At 71.2% G+C, this 16,662-nt stretch carries 16 protein-coding genes, 1 other RNA gene and 1 CRISPR repeat array; of the genes, 11 read left to right on the top strand and 6 right to left on the bottom strand.

Annotated features, from left to right (window positions below; translation table 11 throughout):
- Nucleotides 1-215 precede the first annotated feature (215 nt).
- The 3 genes from CCN35_RS02345 to CCN35_RS02335 form a co-directional block, all read right to left on the bottom strand.
- The gene (locus tag CCN35_RS02345) at nucleotides 216-1,046 is read right to left on the bottom strand and encodes an SCO1664 family protein (RefSeq protein ID WP_079129733.1); all 831 of its coding nucleotides are present in this window, start codon (nucleotides 1,044-1,046) and stop codon (nucleotides 216-218) included.
- Nucleotides 1,010-1,600, bottom strand: a complete 591-nt coding sequence (locus CCN35_RS02340; RefSeq protein WP_067394830.1) for a DUF3090 domain-containing protein — start codon at nucleotides 1,598-1,600, stop codon at nucleotides 1,010-1,012. Before CCN35_RS02340 ends, CCN35_RS02345 begins: the two co-directional genes overlap by 37 nt.
- A gap of 111 nt (nucleotides 1,601-1,711) precedes the next feature.
- Complete coding sequence (locus CCN35_RS02335; RefSeq protein WP_067394828.1) at nucleotides 1,712-2,398, bottom strand: histidine phosphatase family protein; 687 nt, start codon at nucleotides 2,396-2,398, stop codon at nucleotides 1,712-1,714.
- Between the two features lie 217 nt (nucleotides 2,399-2,615).
- On the opposite strand from CCN35_RS02335, the gene CCN35_RS02330 reads away from it, so the two are divergent.
- Nucleotides 2,616-3,623: a magnesium and cobalt transport protein CorA gene (locus CCN35_RS02330; RefSeq protein ID WP_067394825.1), complete on the top strand. Its 1,008-nt coding sequence runs from the start codon at nucleotides 2,616-2,618 to the stop codon at nucleotides 3,621-3,623.
- Nucleotides 3,624-3,923: 300 nt separating this feature from the next.
- On the opposite strand, the gene CCN35_RS02325 is transcribed toward CCN35_RS02330, so the two are convergent.
- Complete coding sequence (locus CCN35_RS02325) at nucleotides 3,924-4,979, bottom strand: LLM class F420-dependent oxidoreductase (RefSeq protein ID WP_067394822.1); 1,056 nt, start codon at nucleotides 4,977-4,979, stop codon at nucleotides 3,924-3,926.
- A 120-nt stretch (nucleotides 4,980-5,099) separates the two neighbouring features.
- On the opposite strand from CCN35_RS02325, the gene CCN35_RS02320 reads away from it, so the two are divergent.
- The 3 genes from CCN35_RS02320 (at nucleotide 5,100) to CCN35_RS02310 (ending at nucleotide 8,155) form a co-directional block, all read left to right on the top strand.
- Nucleotides 5,100-6,083, top strand: coding sequence for an aldo/keto reductase (locus CCN35_RS02320; RefSeq protein ID WP_067394819.1), 984 nt, complete (start codon nucleotides 5,100-5,102; stop codon nucleotides 6,081-6,083).
- Entirely contained in the window at nucleotides 6,014-7,156 is a 1,143-nt protein-coding gene (prfB, locus tag CCN35_RS02315) for a peptide chain release factor 2 (RefSeq protein WP_425444274.1), read from the top strand. The genes CCN35_RS02320 and prfB overlap by 70 nt, the downstream gene beginning before the upstream one ends.
- A 327-nt stretch (nucleotides 7,157-7,483) precedes the next feature.
- Complete coding sequence (locus tag CCN35_RS02310) at nucleotides 7,484-8,155, top strand: PT domain-containing protein (RefSeq protein WP_086791354.1); 672 nt, start codon at nucleotides 7,484-7,486, stop codon at nucleotides 8,153-8,155.
- Between the two features lie 129 nt (nucleotides 8,156-8,284).
- On the opposite strand, the gene CCN35_RS02305 is transcribed toward CCN35_RS02310, so the two are convergent.
- The gene (locus CCN35_RS02305) at nucleotides 8,285-8,476 is read right to left on the bottom strand and encodes a hypothetical protein (RefSeq protein WP_067388012.1); all 192 of its coding nucleotides are present in this window, start codon (nucleotides 8,474-8,476) and stop codon (nucleotides 8,285-8,287) included.
- Between the two features lie 241 nt (nucleotides 8,477-8,717).
- Between CCN35_RS02305 and ftsE the strand changes: the two genes are divergently transcribed.
- The 5 genes from ftsE (at nucleotide 8,718) to ssrA (ending at nucleotide 12,783) form a co-directional block, all read left to right on the top strand.
- Nucleotides 8,718-9,407 (top strand): cell division ATP-binding protein FtsE, encoded by a 690-nt coding sequence (gene ftsE, locus CCN35_RS02300; RefSeq protein WP_067388014.1) that lies wholly within the window; start codon nucleotides 8,718-8,720, stop codon nucleotides 9,405-9,407.
- Between the two features lie 35 nt (nucleotides 9,408-9,442).
- Nucleotides 9,443-10,360 carry a permease-like cell division protein FtsX gene (gene ftsX / locus CCN35_RS02295; protein WP_067388016.1) on the top strand — a complete coding sequence of 306 codons (918 nt, stop codon included), beginning with the start codon at nucleotides 9,443-9,445 and terminating at the stop codon, nucleotides 10,358-10,360.
- A 68-nt stretch (nucleotides 10,361-10,428) separates the two neighbouring features.
- Entirely contained in the window at nucleotides 10,429-11,607 is a 1,179-nt protein-coding gene (locus tag CCN35_RS02290) for a S41 family peptidase (protein WP_079129460.1), read from the top strand.
- Nucleotides 11,608-11,696: 89 nt separating this feature from the next.
- Nucleotides 11,697-12,176, top strand: a complete 480-nt coding sequence (gene smpB, locus CCN35_RS02285; RefSeq protein ID WP_067388018.1) for an SsrA-binding protein SmpB — start codon at nucleotides 11,697-11,699, stop codon at nucleotides 12,174-12,176.
- 207 nt (nucleotides 12,177-12,383) lie between these two features.
- Nucleotides 12,384-12,783, top strand: a transfer-messenger RNA (tmRNA) gene (ssrA, locus tag CCN35_RS02280).
- 138 nt (nucleotides 12,784-12,921) lie between these two features.
- Here ssrA and CCN35_RS02275 read toward each other — a convergent pair.
- Complete coding sequence (locus CCN35_RS02275) at nucleotides 12,922-14,166, bottom strand: MFS transporter (RefSeq protein WP_086791352.1); 1,245 nt, start codon at nucleotides 14,164-14,166, stop codon at nucleotides 12,922-12,924.
- A 145-nt stretch (nucleotides 14,167-14,311) separates the two neighbouring features.
- Here CCN35_RS02275 and CCN35_RS02270 point away from each other — a divergent pair, with 145 nt between their 5' ends.
- Together CCN35_RS02270 and CCN35_RS02260 are read left to right on the top strand one after the other, a co-directional pair.
- A complete protein-coding gene (locus CCN35_RS02270) occupies nucleotides 14,312-15,334 on the top strand; it encodes an ArsR/SmtB family transcription factor (protein WP_067388020.1) in 1,023 nt (340 codons plus the stop codon).
- A gap of 440 nt (nucleotides 15,335-15,774) precedes the next feature.
- Nucleotides 15,775-16,206, top strand: coding sequence for a hypothetical protein (locus CCN35_RS02260; RefSeq protein ID WP_067388424.1), 432 nt, complete (start codon nucleotides 15,775-15,777; stop codon nucleotides 16,204-16,206).
- Between the two features lie 130 nt (nucleotides 16,207-16,336).
- A CRISPR array of direct repeats spans nucleotides 16,337-16,609; the repeat unit is 29 nt; unit sequence GCTGCTCCCCGCACCTGCGGGGATGGCCC.
- Nucleotides 16,610-16,662: the final 53 nt, after the last annotated feature.

The raw sequence follows: 16,662 nt of genomic DNA, 5'->3' as shown, positions 1-16,662 counted from the left end.
ACGAACCGGATCGGGCCGGATGACCGGAAAAGCGCTCTTGCGCGATTCGGCCGGGTGTGCCTCCGCCCGCTTCCGGCGGGCGGCGGTCCGTGCCCGCCGCCGTCGCATCGGCCGGTCATCGGCGTGGTGCGGCGCCCGGCCGGTGCGACGGCCGCACCACGCCGATGACCGGCCTGCGCCGGCAGGCCCGTACCGACCGGGCCGCACCGGCCGGCCTATATCGGTGGCCAGGGGATCGCCGGCCAGTTCCCGGCGGGCTCCGGGTGGGTGCCGGTGGTGAGAAGGGTGCGCACGCGTGCGCGTGTGGCCTCGAGTTCGGCCGGGGTGATCAGGGAGGCCAGACGGGTGGCGAGGGGGGCGCCGTCGGCGAGGGCCTCCTCGAGGAGTCCGAGGACCTCCAGGGTCTCCGGCGGAAGCGGTTCGCCCGCCCAGCCCCACAGCAGGGTGCGCAGCTTGTTCTCGACGTTGAAGGTGACGCCGTGGTCGATGCCGTACAGGTTCCCGTCGGCGGTGGGCAGCAGATGGCCGCCCTTGCGGTCGGCGTTGTTGATCACGGCGTCCAGGACGGCCAGCCGGCGCAGCCGTTCGTCGTCGGCGTGCACCAGCAGCGCGGTACGGCCCTGGCCGACCTCGGCGAAGCCGATCGCCTTCCAGCCCGGTTCCGGCTCCTCGGCGTCCAGCAGCGCGAGCAGCCCGCCGTCGGCGGTCGCCTCGACCCACAGCTGCACCATGCCCTCGCCGTACGGGCCGTCGCGCAGCACGGTGGGCGGCACCAGACCCCAGCCGGTCGCCTCGGAGACCTCGTACGCGGCCACCTCGCGCGCGGCGAGCGTGCCGTCGGGGAAGTCCCACAGCGGGCGCTCCCCCGCGACCGGCTTGTAGATGCAGGACGCCTCCTGGCCGTCGTACGCGACCGTGCACAGCAGCGCCGCGTTGGAGGCCTCGCGGATCCGGCCGCGCACGGTCAGCTCGCCCCGGGCGAGCAGCTCGGTGGACGCCTCCCCGGGCGTCACGCTCCGCGGCGGTATCCGTTCTGGCGCGGACATACATGTCCCTCCGGGTCGAGCGGGAGACTGCACAGCGGGCACGGCGGCCGTCCGGCGTTGACGACGTCCATGGCACGCTTGGCGAACGCCCGCGCCTGCGCGCCGGTGAGCCGGACCCGCAGCACCGGGGGGCCGTTCTCCTCGTCCTGCAGCAGCCGTTCCTCGGCCTCGGCGAGATCCTCCTCGGACTCCACGTCGATCTCGACGAGCGCCTGCGCCTCGACGATCAGACGCTGGTCCTCTCCGTCCCAGGCAAGTGCCATGGTGCCGACCCGGAACTCCTCCTCGATGGGGGTCTGCAGCGGGTCGGTGTCGGCGATCTCGGCGGGCGCCACGGCGGGCACGGCGGCACTGCCGCCGCTGCGGCGCACCACCTCGTCGAGCAGTTCTTCCATGCGCTCGGCGAGCGCGGCGACCTGGGTCTTCTCCAGGGCCACGCTGGTCACCCGTGAGCCGGCGGAGGCCTGGAGGAAGAACGTACGGCGCCCGGGCAGTCCGACCGTCCCGGCCACGAAGCGGTCCGGGGGGTCGTAGAGGAACACCTGACGGGACACGTCCTGTCTCCAAGGGAATCGTGTGGATGGCGGAATCGGGAGAGCCGACGGGATCGGCGCATCGACCCGGTCGGCACGTCGGCGACCGCTTCACCCTACTGCGGCCGACGATCACGGGGCGCCCGCGCCGCCCCCGACGGGTGCGTCGCCGTCCGCGGGCTCCTCGCGCGGCACCAGGGACGCGAAGTCCCCGGTGTCCCCGAGCCTGACCAGAAAGGGGCGCATCCGGGTGTAGCGGATCGCGGTGACGGAACACGGTTCGACCGAGATCCTCTGGAAGAGGTCCAGGTGCAGGCCGAGCGCGTCCGCGACGAGGGACTTGATGATGTCGCCGTGCGAGCACATCAGATAGACCGCGTCGGCCCCGTGGTCGCGCTCCACGCGCGCGTTCCACTCGCACACCGCCTCGACGGCGCGTGCCTGCATCGCACGCAGGGACTCGCCGCCGGGGAACGCCGCCGCCGAGGGGTACGCCTGCACCACCTCCATCATCGGCTCGTCCTTGAGCTCGGCGAGCTTGCGGCCGGACCAGTCGCCGTAGTCGCACTCCCCGATGCGTTCGTCGACGTGCGCCGTCAGCTCCGGCCGGGCCTTGAGCAGCGGCCGTACCGTCTCCCGGCAGCGCTGCAGCGGACTGGTGACGACCTCGGCGACCGGCAGCCCCTCGAGCCGCCCGGGCAGCGCCGCGGCCTGTGCGGCACCGCGTTCGTCCAGGGCGATCCCGGGAGTCCGGCCGGCCAGCAGTCCGGCGGTGTTCGCGGTGGAACGTCCGTGCCTGACAAGGATCAGCGTGGGCATGCGGCCAGGGTAGGCGCACAAACGGTCCGGGCGGTGGCCCGGGCCGAAAGGGGAACACATTCCTCGACATCTCTTCCGGACGGTCCGAAGGACCTCTCCCGGACGGCACGGGGAACTTCTCCCGGGCGGTGCGGGAGGCCGGACCGGCCCGGTTTCCCCGAGGACTGGAGGCGGATGTGCAGGCCCGGTTCCCGCTCGGCGCGCCCGGAGGGGCCCGTTGATCGTCGACTGCGCCGTCTACCGCGACGGCCGCCGCGCCCCGGGCCCCGGGGACTTCTCCGGTGCGCTGGCCGAGGCGCGGGCCGTCGGGGGGTTCGTCCGGGTGGAGCTGTACGAGCCGGACGAGCAGGAGTTCGGTCTGGTCGCCGAGGAGCTCTCGCTGCATCCGCTGGCGGTCGAGGACGCCCTGAAGGCCCATCAGCGCCCCAAGCTGGAGGTCTACGACGACTCGCTGTTCGTGGTGCTCAAGTCCGTGATCCACGAGCCGCGCCGTGACGCCCTCGCCACCGGCGAGATCATGGTCTTCCTGGGCGACGCGTTCGCGGTGACGGTGCGCCACGGCGAGAGCGACGGGCCCGAGGCCGTACGACGCCGGCTGGAGCAGGAGCCGGAGCTCCTCCGCCGGGGCCCCACCTCCGTGCTGTACGCGATCGTCGACTCCGCCGTCGACCACTATCTGAGGGTGGCCACCGAGCTGCAGACGGACCTGGAGGAGCTGGAGACGGAGGTCTTCTCACCGGACCGGGGCGGCTCACGGCCCATGGCCTCGCGCATCTACGACTTCAAACGCCGGATCACGGAGTTCCGGCGGGCCACGGGCCCGCTGGCCCTGCCGATGTCCCGTCTGGCCGGCACCGGCACGGGCTCGGGCGTCCTCCCCCCGGCCGTGCCCTTCGTGGACGACAGGGCGCGGCCCTTCTTCCGGGACGTCAGCGACCATCTGACCCGGGTCAACGAGTCCGTGGAGAGCCTGGACCGTTCGGTCTCGGACATTCTGTCGGCGCATCTGGCGCAGATCACCGTCCAGCAGAACGACGACATGCGGAAGATCTCCGCCTGGGCGGCCCTGGCCGCGATTCCCACGGTGATCGCCGGGATCTACGGCATGAACTTCTCGCACATGCCGGAGCTGCACTGGTCCTGGTCGTACCCGGCGGTGATCGTGCTGATGGCGCTGCTGGAGCTGCTGCTGTACCGGCTGCTCAAACAGCGGGGCTGGCTGTAGCCGCCGGGGCACGGTCCGGCCCACGGCCACGGGAGCCCCCGCGGTCGTCGGCTCCCTCCGGGCAGTGCCCCGGCCCGTCCGGACGGTGGCCCGGCCCCGGGCCCGCGTCCGGAGGGCGCCGGGCGGTCCGGTGCCGGCGTGACCGGGCGGGCGCGGGCGCGTTGTTCCCGGTGACGGCCGTGGCGGGGTGAGCCCCCGAGCCCCCACCACGGCCGTGGAAGGCCTCCGTGCCCGGCGGGCGCGGCCGGCAGGGCGTTGCGGGCGTGCCGGGGCTTTGTGTGCGCTTCGTGCCGTCCGTGCCTACGCCAGCCCCGCGCGCTCCAGGGCCTCGACGCCGGCGCGGAGGGAGGCGAGCCGCTCCTCCAGGGTGAGGCCGGCGGGGGCGAGGGTCAGCGTGGTGACACCGGCCTCCGCGTACGCCTTCATGCGGTCCGCGATCCGGTCGACGGAGCCGAGCAGCGTGGTCCGGTCGATGAGCTCCTGCGGCACGGCGGCCTCGGCGCCCCGCTTGTCGCCCGAGAGGTACTTGTCCTGGATCTCGGCCGCCGCCTTCTCGTAGCCCATGCGGCAGGCGAGCCGGTTGTAGAAGTTCTGCTCGCGGCTGCCCATGCCGCCGACGTACAGCGCCGTGTAGGGACGGAAGGTGTCGGCGAGCCGGGCCACGTCCTTGTCGTCGCCGACGGCGAGCGGCAGGGTCGGGCAGACGTCGAAGCCGTCCATGGTCAGGCCGGCCTTCGCGCGGCCCGTCCGCAGGTGCTTGACCGCCGTCTCCTCCAGGTGGTCGGCGGAGGGGAAGACGAGCAGGGCGCCGTCGGCGATCTCGCCGGTCTGCTCCAGGTTCTTCGGTCCGATGGCGGCGATGTAGAGCGGGATGCGCTCGCGCTGCGGGTGCACGGTCAGCTTGATCGGCTTGCCCGGGCCGCCGGGCAGCGGCAGCGTCCAGTGCTCGCCCTCGTACGTCAGCCGCTCGCGGGACATCGCCTTGCGGACGATCTCGACGTACTCACGGGTGCGGGCCAGCGGCTTGTCGAACTTGACGCCGTACCAGCCCTCGGAGACCTGCGGACCGGAGACGCCGAGGCCGAGCCGGAAGCGACCGCCGGACAGCGAGTCCAGCGTGGCGGCCGTCATCGCCGTCATCGCGGGCTGCCGGGCGGGGATCTGGAAAATGGCCGAACCGACGTCGATGCGCTCGGTCTGCGCGGCGACCCAGGCGAGCACGGTGGCCGCGTCGGAGCCGTAGGCCTCGGCCGCCCAGCAGACGGCATAGCCGAGCCGGTCCGCCTCCCGTGCGACGGCCAGATTGTCCGTGTCCATCCCGGCACCCCAGTAGCCGAGGTTGATCCCGAGCTGCATGCCGTTCCCCTTACCGATCAGTAACGTCCCTTGTTCCGGGAACACTAGCGCGGGCCGGCGGGACAGCGGGTCACCCACGGACGACCCATGTCTCAACTCCGGCCAGTAATCTCGGCGTCCATGGAGCAGAGGTATCTCGGCCGTACGGGCCTGCGCGTGTCCCGCATCGGCCTCGGCACCCTGACCTGGGGCCGGGACACCGACGAGCACGACGCCGCGGACATGTTGAAGGTGTTCTGGGAGGCGGGCGGCACCCTCGTCGACACGGCCGACGTGTACGGCGACGGGGAAGCCGAGTACCTGCTCGGGCGGCTCATGGACGGCCTGGTGCCCCGCCGTGACCTGGTCATCTCGACCAAGGCGGGCAGCGTCCCGGACCCGGACCGCCGCTTCGACTGCTCCCGCGGCCATCTGCTGGCGGCGCTGGACGCCTCGCTCGCCCGCCTCGGCACGGACTACATCGACGTGTGGCACATCCACGCCTACGACCCCTACACACCGCTGGAGGAGACCCTCCAGGTGCTGGACCTGGCCGTGCGCAGCGGCCGGGTGCGCTACGCCGGGGTCTCGAACTTCTGCGGCTGGCAGCTGGCCAAGGCGGCGACCTGGCAGCTCGCGGCACCGGACACCCGGACGCGGCTGGCGAGCGCGCAGATGGAGTACTCGCTGCTGCAGCGGGGCATCGAGCGCGAGGTGCTGCCGGCCGCCCTCGACCTGGGCATCGGCCTGCTGCCCTCCTCGCCGCTGGGCCGCGGTGTGCTGACCGGCAAGTACCGCAACGGGACGCCGCCGGACTCGCGGGGCGGCTCGGAGCATCTGGCTCCCTTCGTCGAGCCGTACCTCGACGAGACCGCCAGCCGCATCGTGGACGCGGTGTCCACGGCGGCGGACGGACTGGCGGTGACCCCGCTCCAGATCGCCCTCGCCTGGGTCCGCGACCGCCCCGGCGTGACCGCGCCGATCGTCGGCGCCCGCACCGCACAGCAGCTCACGGCGGCACTGTCGGCGGAGGCGCTTAGTCTTCCTGACGAGATCTGCCAGGCGCTCGACGACGTGTCGGCGCCCGTGCACCGCTATCCCGATCACGACTGGAGCACGCTGTGAGCGAGCCGGAGAGCACCCCACGCTCCGGACCCGACACCCCGGAGCCCGGCCCGGGAGCCGGCACCCGGGACACCGGCACCGCGACGGAGACCGGCGGGCGGGACGACACCGCGGCTGCCGCGGAGCACGGTGCGGACCCGGCGGCCGGCCCGGAGGCGGAGGCCGCCCCGGACGCGGAGGCGGGTGCGGACCCGGCGGACGGCACCGGCGCGGCCGGGCTGTCCGAGGCCGAGGCGGAGCTCGCGGCGGTCAAGAAGGCGCTGGACGAGATGGAGGTCCGGACCCTTCTGAGCGGTGAGTACGACGCCCGCGAGGCGCTCGTCAACATCCGCGCCGAGGCGGGTGGCGTCGACGCCGCCGACTTCGCCGAGCGGCTGCAGCGCATGTACCTGCGCTGGGCCGAGCGGCACGGCTACAAGACCGAGGTCTACGAGACCTCGTACGCGGAGGAGGCCGGCATCAAGTCGACCACCTTCGTCGTGCAGGCGCCGTACGCCTACGGCACCCTCTCCGTCGAGCAGGGCACCCACCGGCTCGTCCGGATCTCGCCCTTCGACAACCAGGGACGCCGGCAGACCTCCTTCGCCGGTGTCGAGGTCCTGCCCGTCGTGGAGCAGTCCGACCACGTCGAGATCGACGAGTCCGATCTGCGCATCGACGTCTACCGGTCCTCCGGGCCCGGCGGCCAGGGCGTCAACACCACCGACTCCGCCGTGCGGATCACCCACATCCCCACCGGCATCGTCGTCTCCTGCCAGAACGAGCGCTCGCAGATCCAGAACAAGGCCACGGCGATGAACGTCCTGCAGGCCAAGCTGCTCGAGCTGCGTCGGCAGGAGGAGCAGGCCAAGATGGACGCGCTCAAGGGCGACGGCGGCAACTCCTGGGGCAACCAGATGCGTTCGTACGTCCTGCACCCGTACCAGATGGTCAAGGACCTGCGCACCGAGTACGAAGTCGGCAATCCCGAGGCCGTGTTCAACGGTGAGATCGACGGCTTCCTCGAGGCCGGCATCCGCTGGCGCAAGCAGCAGGAACAGCAGAAGAAGCAGCAGGAACAGCAGAAGCAGTAGACGCAGCAGACGCCGTGGGAACGGCGAGGGAAAACAGGCGTTTTGTCGACAAGGCAACTGCCGCCCCGGATGCGGTAGTTGCCTTTTGTCTGCCCAAGTCCATGCGTTTTGCGTCACACTTGCGGCGACACCCTCCGGCAAAGAGCGCGTACCAGGACATCGAGCGCGCAACGGCCTTGACGCCGTTTTGAAATGTGGAAGGGTTAACGGCGGCGTGCGTTCTTCGGGGCGCATGTGAACCGGGGGGCTCTCTCATTCGGCTACCTCCGTTGATCACCGCCCCGAGCGCGGCCTCATGGATGAACAGCTACTGGGGGTAGCAACCACATGACGAAGAAGACGCGGATTCGTGTCGCGCGCATTGCCGCCGGCGCCGTGATCGCGGCCGGCGCCTCGCTGACCGCCGCGGGCGCTGCCTCGGCCTTCGAGCTGGGTGCCGGCGCGGAGGCCGGCAAGAGCAGCCTCACCCTCACGGCAGAGGTGCAGGGCAACGGCGACGAGGAGCCGGGCGACGGCGACTCGTCGGAGGAGCCCACCGAGGAGCCCACCGAGATTCCGTCGGAGGAGCCCGGCGAGGAGCCCACCGAGGAGCCCACGGAGGAGCCGACTCAGGAGCCCACCGAGGAGCCCACCGAGGAGCCCACCGGTGTCCCGAGCGAGCCGGGCGACACCCCGAGCCAGCCGGGCGAGGAGCCGGGTGACGACCAGGACCAGCCGGGTGGCGGCAAGGGCGGTCAGGGCGGTCAGGGCGGCCAGGGCGGCACCGTTCCCAACGGCGGCGGCAACAACGCCGTCCCGCAGGAGAAGGGCTCCTCGGCCCTCACCGACACCGGCTCCGTCTCGAACACCTCGCCGCAGGGCAACGGTCAGGAGCTCGCCGAGACCGGTGCCGCTCAGACCACGTTCCTGCTGGTCGGTGCCGCGACGATGATCGCCGGCGGCATCGCCTTCCGGGTCCTGCCGCGTGTGATGGCGGGCCGCGGCGGCGCTGCTGCCTGACAGCGGCACCGAGGGTAGTGGTGTCCGTGCGGTCCGTGCATCCGGTACGGGCCGTACGGGCGTCCTGAACGCCGAAGGGGCCCGGAGCGGCAGGCTCCGGGCCCCTTCGTGTGCATTCGTACGCGAGCTCTACGCCGTCTGGTGTGCCAGCAGCGCCACCGCGGCGATCAGCACCGCCAGCAGCGCGATCAGCGCCATCGGGTTCAGCCCCGCGAAGAAGTTCTCCTGCTGCAGCCGTTCGCGGCTCGCACGGCACACGGGGCACCGGCCTTCGCTCACGGGCGCCGCACAGTTCGCGCACACCAGCCGGTCGTACGTCATGCGCTCGCCCTCCTTGCACCGGTTCCGTTCATAGAAACGCTCACAGACACACGAATGTTCCCCCGTCCACCATGCCAGGTTCCCTCGAACGGCGCGCGGGTGGCTGAGCCGAGAGCGAGCCCCGGTACACGCACGGCACAAAAATGTACAACCCGCACTCAACGCCGACCGGCGACTGCGCACCCCCACCCGATTCGCGTAAGGTCACGCTCATCTACCCCCGGCGACCCGTGGTGCATCCGTGATCCGATTCGACAACGTCTCCAAGGTCTACCCCAAGCAGAGCCGTCCAGCCCTCAGGGATGTGTCCCTGGAGGTGGAGAAGGGCGAGTTCGTGTTCCTCGTGGGGTCCTCCGGCTCCGGAAAGTCCACCTTCCTGCGGCTGATCCTCCGCGAGGAGCGGGCCACCCATGGGCAGGTGCACGTCCTGGGCAAGGACCTCGGCCGCATCTCCAACTGGAAGGTGCCGCAGATCCGCCGCCAGCTGGGGACGGTCTTCCAGGACTTCCGGCTCCTGCCGAACAAGACGGTGGCCGAGAACGTCGCCTTCGCGCAGGAGGTCATCGGCAAGTCGCGCGGCGAGATCCGCAAGTCCGTGCCGCAGGTGCTCGAGCTCGTCGGGCTCGGCGGCAAGGAGGACCGGATGCCGGGCGAGCTGTCCGGTGGTGAGCAGCAGCGCGTCGCCATCGCGCGGGCCTTCGTCAACCGGCCCAAGCTGCTCATCTGCGACGAGCCCACCGGCAACCTCGACCCGCAGACCTCCGTGGGCATCATGAAGCTGCTCGACCGCATCAACCGGACGGGTACCACCGTGGTGATGGCGACCCACGACCAGAACATCGTGGACCAGATGCGCAAACGCGTCATCGAGCTGGACAAGGGCCGTCTCGTCCGCGACCAGGCACGCGGCGTCTACGGCTACCAGCACTGAGCGAAGTCCACGACGGAAAGGCTTGACCAGACGCCATGCGCGCCCAGTTCGTCCTGTCGGAGATCAGTGTCGGTCTCCGCCGCAATCTGACGATGACCTTCGCCGTCATCGTCTCCGTCGCCCTGTCGCTGGCCCTGTTCGGCGGGTCGCTCCTGATGAGCGACCAGGTCAACCAGATGAAGGGCTACTGGTACGACAAGATCAACGTCTCGATCTTCCTCTGCAACAAGAGCAACGCCCAGAACGACCCCAACTGTGCCAAGGGCGCGGTCACCGAGGACCAGAAGAAGGCGATCCTCACCGACCTGAAGAAGATGTCGGTGGTCGAGAAGGTCACCTACGAGTCCCAGGACGAGGCCTACAAGCACTACAAGGAGCAGTTCGGCGACTCTCCGCTGGCCAACACCATCACACCGGACCAGATGCAGGAGTCGTACCGGATCAAGCTGAAGAACCCGGAGCAGTACAAGGTCATCGCGAGCGCCTTCAACGGCCGTGACGGCGTGCAGTCCGTGCAGGACCAGAAGGGCATCCTGGACAACCTCTTCGGGCTGCTGAACGGCATGAACTGGGCCGCGCGCGCGGTGATGTCGCTGATGCTCGTCGTGGCGCTGATGCTGATCGTCAACACCGTGCGCGTGTCGGCGTTCAGCCGCCGGCGGGAGACCGGGATCATGCGCCTGGTGGGTGCCTCCGGCTTCTACATCCAGGCGCCGTTCATCATGGAGGCGGCGGTCGCCGGACTGATCGGCGGCGTGCTCGCCTGCGGCTTTTTGATCATCGGGCGGTACTTCATCATCGACAACGGTCTGGCGCTGTCGGAGAAGCTGAACCTGATCAACTTCATCGGCTGGGACGCGGTCCTGACCAAGCTGCCGCTCATCCTTGCGACAAGTGTGCTGATGCCCGCGGTGGCAGCGTTCTTCGCGTTGCGCAAGTACCTGAAGGTGTGACGCATGCCAACGGGGCCGTACACCCGACCGGCCGTACGGTCCCGGGGCCTTGTCCTAGACTCACCGCCATGTCGGGTCGTGACCTGTTCTGTCAGCCTCGACGCGGCCGTACCGGGGTCGCCCTGACAGCGGTTTTCGTCGGTGTGCTCGCCGCCGGTGCGGTGACGGGGTCCCTGCCCGGCCACCACGAGCGGAAGACCGAGTCGAGGCAGACCGGTCCCACGGCCGCCGTCGCGGGCGGCCGGGACGAGGACGTGAGACGCGCGGCGGCCGAGGCCATGGCCGACGGCAAGTCCCCCTTGCAGGCCGCCGAACGCGCGGTCAGCCGCAGCGGCGACCGCTGGGGTGCCGTCTACTCCCGCGGCGAGTACGAGGAGTTCCAGGAGTCCCTGGACGGCCGGTACACCGGCGTCGGGCTGCGGGCCCGGCGCGAGCGGGACGGCCGTATCGAGGTGACGAGGGTCCGGGCGGGCTCGCCCGCGGCCGCCGCCGGCATCCGCGCGGGCGACCGGCTGCGCAGCGTCGACGGCAGGAAGGTGGACGGCCTGTCCGTCACCGAGGTCGTCTCCCTGCTGCGCGGCGACGCGGAACACGCCTCCGTCGGCAGCGCCGTCACCCTGGGCCTGCAGCGCGGCACACGCACATGGAGCACGACCCTGCGCCGGGCCCGTCTGTCCACGGAGCCGGTCACGGTGCGGCACCCGGCCTCCGACGTGACCGTCATCGAGATCTCCGCCTTCACCAAGGGCGTGGGCGACGAGGTCCGTTCGGCCGTACGGCGCTCCCCGCCCGCCTCCGGGATCATCCTGGACCTGCGCGGCAACTCCGGCGGCCTGGTCGCCGAGGCCGTCACCACCGCCTCCGTCTTCCTCGACGGCGGCCTGGTCGCCACCTACGACGTCGACGGCGAGCAGCGCGCCCTGCACGCCGACCCCGGCGGCGACACCACCCGCCCCCTGGTCGCCCTCGTCGACGGCGGCACGATGAGCGCCGCCGAACTGCTCACCGGGGCCCTCCAGGACCGCGGCCGCGCGGTCGTCATGGGCTCGCGCACCTTCGGCAAGGGCTCGGTGCAGATGCCGAGCCGGCTGCCCGACGGCTCCGTCGCCGAACTCACGGTCGGGCACTACCGCACCCCCGGCGGCCACGCCGTGGACGGCCGGGGCATCATCCCCGACCTGGAGGCGGGCAGCGACGCGATGGAGCGGGCCGAGACGGTCCTGACGGGCCTGGGCGCCTCGTCGTAGGGCACGGCGGGCACGCGGTAGTGCACGGCGGGCACGCGCCCTTCGCCCGCGCACGGCCACCCCTGTGCAGTGCGAAAATGGGCGGCACTATGGCTAGGGAAAAAGGGCGCAAGCTGATCGCGCAGAACAAGAAGGCGCGGCACGACTACCACATCCTCGACACCTACGAGGCCGGTCTGGTGCTGATGGGGACAGAGGTGAAGTCGCTGCGCCAGGGACGGGCCACGCTGACCGACGGCTTCGTGCAGATGGACGGCGGCGAGGCGTGGCTGTACAACGTGCACGTGCCCGAGTACAGCCAGGGCACGTGGACCAACCACAGCGCCCGCCGCAAGCGGAAGCTGCTGCTGCACCGCTCGGAGATCGACAAGCTGGAGGCGAAGTCCCAGGAGACGGGGCACACGATCGTGCCGCTCTCCCTGTACTTCAAGGACGGCCGGGCCAAGGTCGAGATCGCGCTGGCGAAGGGCAAGAAGGACTACGACAAGCGGCAGGCCCTCCGCGAGAAGCAGGACCGCCGTGAGGCGCAGCGCGCGATGGCGGCGGCACGGCGCCGGCAGCGGCTGTAGGGCCCGTGCGGCGGCCGGGAATGATCCGGCGCCCCCGGGCGTTGCAGCAAGAGGCGCATGGGTGGCCCGACGGGGGTGAACCCGGTGCCACAGCCGGGTGACCGGCGGGAATACGGTGGCATCGACCGGCGTTGGTCACGTACCATGGCGCCAGCACCGCAGGACGGTGCATGCGACCCCTCCTGGAGGGGGTTGAAAAGTCAACATGGGGATGATCGGTTTCGACAGCGGTTGTTGAAGCAGGGGAAGCGTGTCGAGGAAGCGGCCATGATCTCGTAAACCACAGGCCGAAAAAAATAATCGCCAACATCAAGCGCGATTCCTCCCAGCAGGCCTTCGCCCTCGCTGCCTGATAAGCAGCGCGAGCGAGCCTCCTACTCAAAGGGAGTGTCAGCCCGGGAGTGTCCTCGGCCCGGAGTCTGGCATCAGCTAGAGGACTCAACCTCCAGCCCGGTCACGGGGTGAAGAGGGAAACCACACAGTGACTGAGCCCGTCGGAGACTTGTCCGCGTGATCTCCGGGGCCGAGAAAAGCGAAGCGGACTGCACACGGAGAAGCCCTGGTTCTGCACCGTTGGACGCGGGTTCGATTCCCGCCATCTCCACTCATCCCATGTGGGCAAGGGCCCCGTCGCCTCCGGGCGGCGGGGCCCTTGCCGTTGCCCCGGCCGGACGTCTCGGGACGACCGCGTCGGGGCTCCGCCATGAGTCGGCACGGCGGCCGGCGCGGAAGCAGGCGGCCCGCGCTACAGCGCCGGGCCCCGCTCCTCCCCGGAGCGGGCAGCGTGGGCCTCCTTCCCGGAGGGCCGCGGTGCCGTCCCGGCGGAGGGCCTGAGCAGGACCGGCAGATGGCGGGCCAGGGCGAGGGCGGCCAGGAACGCGACGAGTGCGCACACCCCGCCCCAGCCGGCCCGCTCCCAGACCCGCACCCCGAGCCAGGAACCCGCGCTGCCGCCCAGATAGGCGCAGGTCATGTAGGCGGTGTTGAGCCTGCCGCGCGCCTCGGGACGCAGGGCGTAGACCCGGGCCTGGTTGGCGACCATGCCGGACTGCATCGAGACGTCCAGGAGCAGCGTGCCGAGGACCAGGGCGGCCAGCCCCGGCACGCCGCCCCGGGAACCGGGGACGAGGACCGCGGCGGACAGCAGGACGCCGAGCAGGCAGACGAGGTTCACCGGATCCGGTCCCCTGCGGTCCACAAGGCGCCCGGCGAGCGGCGTGCAGAGCATGGTCGCTCCGCCGACCAGGGCGAGCATGCCGACGGCCTGGCCGCCCAGCCGGTAGGCCGGACCGGCCAGAAGGAGCGCCAGACAGGTCCACACGGCCGAGAACCCGGCGAAGACGGTCGCCTGGTAGAAGCAGGAGCGGCGCAGCTCCGGCTCGGTGCGCAGCAGCCGCAGCGGTGCGGCCAGAAGCGCGGGGACGGACGACCCGGGGGCGTCCGGGCGTACGGCCGGGAGGGCGGAGGCCAGGGCGACGGCGAGCAGCAGGGCCAGGGCGGCGGCGACCAGATAGGGGGCCCGCCAGCCCAGCCAGGTGCCGAGGGTGCCGCTGAAGGTACGGGCGAGCAGCATGCCGCAGGTCGATCCGCTCAGCAGGGCGCCGACGACCGCCCCGCGGCGGTCGGCGGCCACGAGCCCGACCGCCAGGGGACCGACGATCTGGGCGGCCACGGTGGTGAGCCCGACGAGAGTGCCGGCGGCGACGAGAGGCGTCAGCGCGGGCGCACAGCCCGCGGCGAGCAGCGCCAGCCCGGTGCAGACGAGCAGCACGACGAGGAACCTCCGGCGGGGGAACCGGTCGCCGAGCGGCACCAGCAGCACGATCCCCGCCGTGTAGCCGACCTGAGTGGCGGTCACCGCCAGGGTGGCCGAGTCGGGGGAGACCCGCAGCCCGTCGGCGAGCAGCGGGGTGATGGCCTGCGGGAAGTAGAGGTTGCCCACCGCCACCGCGCAGGTGAGGGACAGCAGCAGAAGCAGCCGGCGGCTCACGGCCGCCCCACCGGTGCGACGACGGTGCCGGTGCCGTGCACGGCTTCGGTGCCCCTCGCCGGGCACCGCGCAGAAGTGGGGGAGGTCATGCGCCGAAGTGCAGCGCACCGGCGCCGCGCCGCCAATCGATGTAGCGTATGGCTTAATGATCACATTTGTGCTGGGCGTCGAGGATCTGGCGAACACACGGTTCGCCCTCTCGCCCCTGCACGAAACCCTGCTCAGTCTGCGGGTGTTGCAGGATCCCGGCCTGTCCGCGCTGCACCTTCCCTGGCGCAGATCCGTCCTCGGCGGACTCGCACCGCTGGACACCGGGCTGCTGATGTCCCTGGTGGCGCGCAGACGCACCCTCCCCGACTTCCTCACCCCCACACCCGCCTGCTTCGCGCCGTCCTTCGAGGAGCAGCTCGCCGCCGTCCGCCGGGTGCCGCCCGCCCGGGTCCGCCACGACCTGCGGCTCACGCACGCACCGGACCCGCTTCCCGAGGCCCTGCGGGACGCCGTCACCGGCGACGACGCCGCCGTCGCCGAGCTCCGCGACGCGCTCTGCGCACTCCTGCGGCAGTACTGGAAGGTGGCCATCGAGCCGATGTGGCCGCAGATGCGGCGGGTCCTGGAGGCCGACATGACCTACCGCGCCCGCCAACTCGCCCTGGGCGGCGCCCGGCTGCTGTTCGCCGACATGCACCCGAACCTGCGCTGGCACAACGGGGAGCTGCACATCGACAAGATGATCAGCAGCCACCGGGTGGCGGCCTCCGGCCGGGGGCTGCTTCTGCTGCCGTCCGTGTTCGCGCACAAGCCCGCGCCCCCGGTCAGCCCCGATGTGCCGCCGGAGCTCGTCTATCCGAGCCGTGGAGTGGCCACCTTGTGGGAGTCCACGGGGGAATCCGCGTCCGCCGCCGACCCGCGCGCCCTCGTGTCGTTGCTCGGCGCGCCCCGGGCACGGCTGCTCGGCCTTCTCGAAGAGCCGCTGTCCACGGTGGAACTGGCCCGCCGGCTCCGCGTCACCCCGAGCGCCGTCTCCCAGCATCTGCGGGTGCTGCACGCCACGGGCCTGGTCAACCGGGCCCGCGCCGGACGCCAGGTCCTGTACCGGCGCAGCGCCCTGGGCGACCGGCTCATGGCGGGGGCCGACGAGGCCGTGTCCGTCTCCCCCGGGACCTGATCCGCCGAAGGCGGGAGACGGGCGCCGGTCCTCACCGGGAGGAGGACGGCTCCTCACCGGGAGGAGGGCGAGGGCGTGTTCATCGCAGCGGCAGCACCGCCGTCAGGCGGAAGCCGCCGTCCTCCGGCCCGGCGCGCAGGGTTCCGTCGAGTGCGACGACCCGGCCCTTGAGCCCGGCAAGACCCGTGCCGCGGCGTCGTGGGGCAGGGCCGATGCCATGGTGCTGTTCGCGTGTGCGGCGGTGGTGTTCGCCGGCGCATGGGTGTGCGAGCGTGCTTCGCACCCGAAGCAAGGGAAGCAGCCGCACGCTTGTGGGCGACGGCTCAGCGGTCCGGTTCAACACAGAGGGTGCTGTGCGCGTATACAGGCCGACAGCGGGCGACGCCCTCCGCGCACTGCCACCATCGGCGAACAGAGCGAAGGATTCCCATGTGGAGTGGATGTGGAGTGGATGCACTCCGATCCTGGACGAGCTCCGTACCTCCCTCGGCCGGGAGATCCTGGACGGGGAGATTCCCGGCGTGGCCGGTGAAGTAGGCATCGAGCCCGAGGGTTTCCAGCTGTCCGTCCTCCCCGCGGGAGAGCGGGGCGTGGAGGTCGGGCTGAGGTTCGACAAAGCGGTGGCGGAGTCCGAGACCGTCGAGTACACCCCTCTCGGGCCGGCGACTCTCCGCATGGAGCAGGTGCGTTCGGTCGAACTGCCGACTCCCGGGACGAACCTCGATCCGCTGTGGAAGAGGGTTCTGCACGGTGAGGAACGGGACGAAGTTCTCCGGATGCTGTGGGACGAGGAGAAGGACGTCCTTCATGTGCGGGACGCCGGTACACAGCTGTCCTGTCGTGGGGGTGTGTGGCGATGGGACCTGACGTAGTAGCCGCCGCTTGCAGAAGTTCCGCCCCCACGCCTGTTTGCCGGATGTGCAGCCTCTCGCGTCTTTTGCCGGAATCGGTGAAACTGGTGAAAACCGCGCCCCCTGCGCCGTAGACTCGCAGGTCACGCAGTCTGCTCCCCGCACCTGCGGGGATGGCCCCGTCGCCGCGCTCGCGATCGGCCGGCGGAAGGTCTGCTCCCCGCACCTGCGGGGATGGCCCCGCCATGACGCAGAAGACACCGGCCGAACTCCGCTGCTCCCCGCACCTGCGGGGATGGCCCAAGTTATTGTGAACCTGAATATGGATATGGTGGCTGCTCCCCGCACCTGCGGGGATGGCCCGTCATCACGTCGCGGCGGACGCCGAGATTCGCGCTGCTCCCCGCACCTGCGGGGATGGCCCCGCAAATACTCCTCGCACTCGCGCGCCGTCCACCTGCTCCCCGCACCTGCGGG

This window comes from Streptomyces thermovulgaris (assembly GCF_002155915.1).
Classification (GTDB): domain Bacteria; phylum Actinomycetota; class Actinomycetes; order Streptomycetales; family Streptomycetaceae; genus Streptomyces; species Streptomyces thermovulgaris.
Note: the sequence above shows the minus strand (reverse complement) of the source record. Positions and strands in the feature narration are given on the sequence as shown.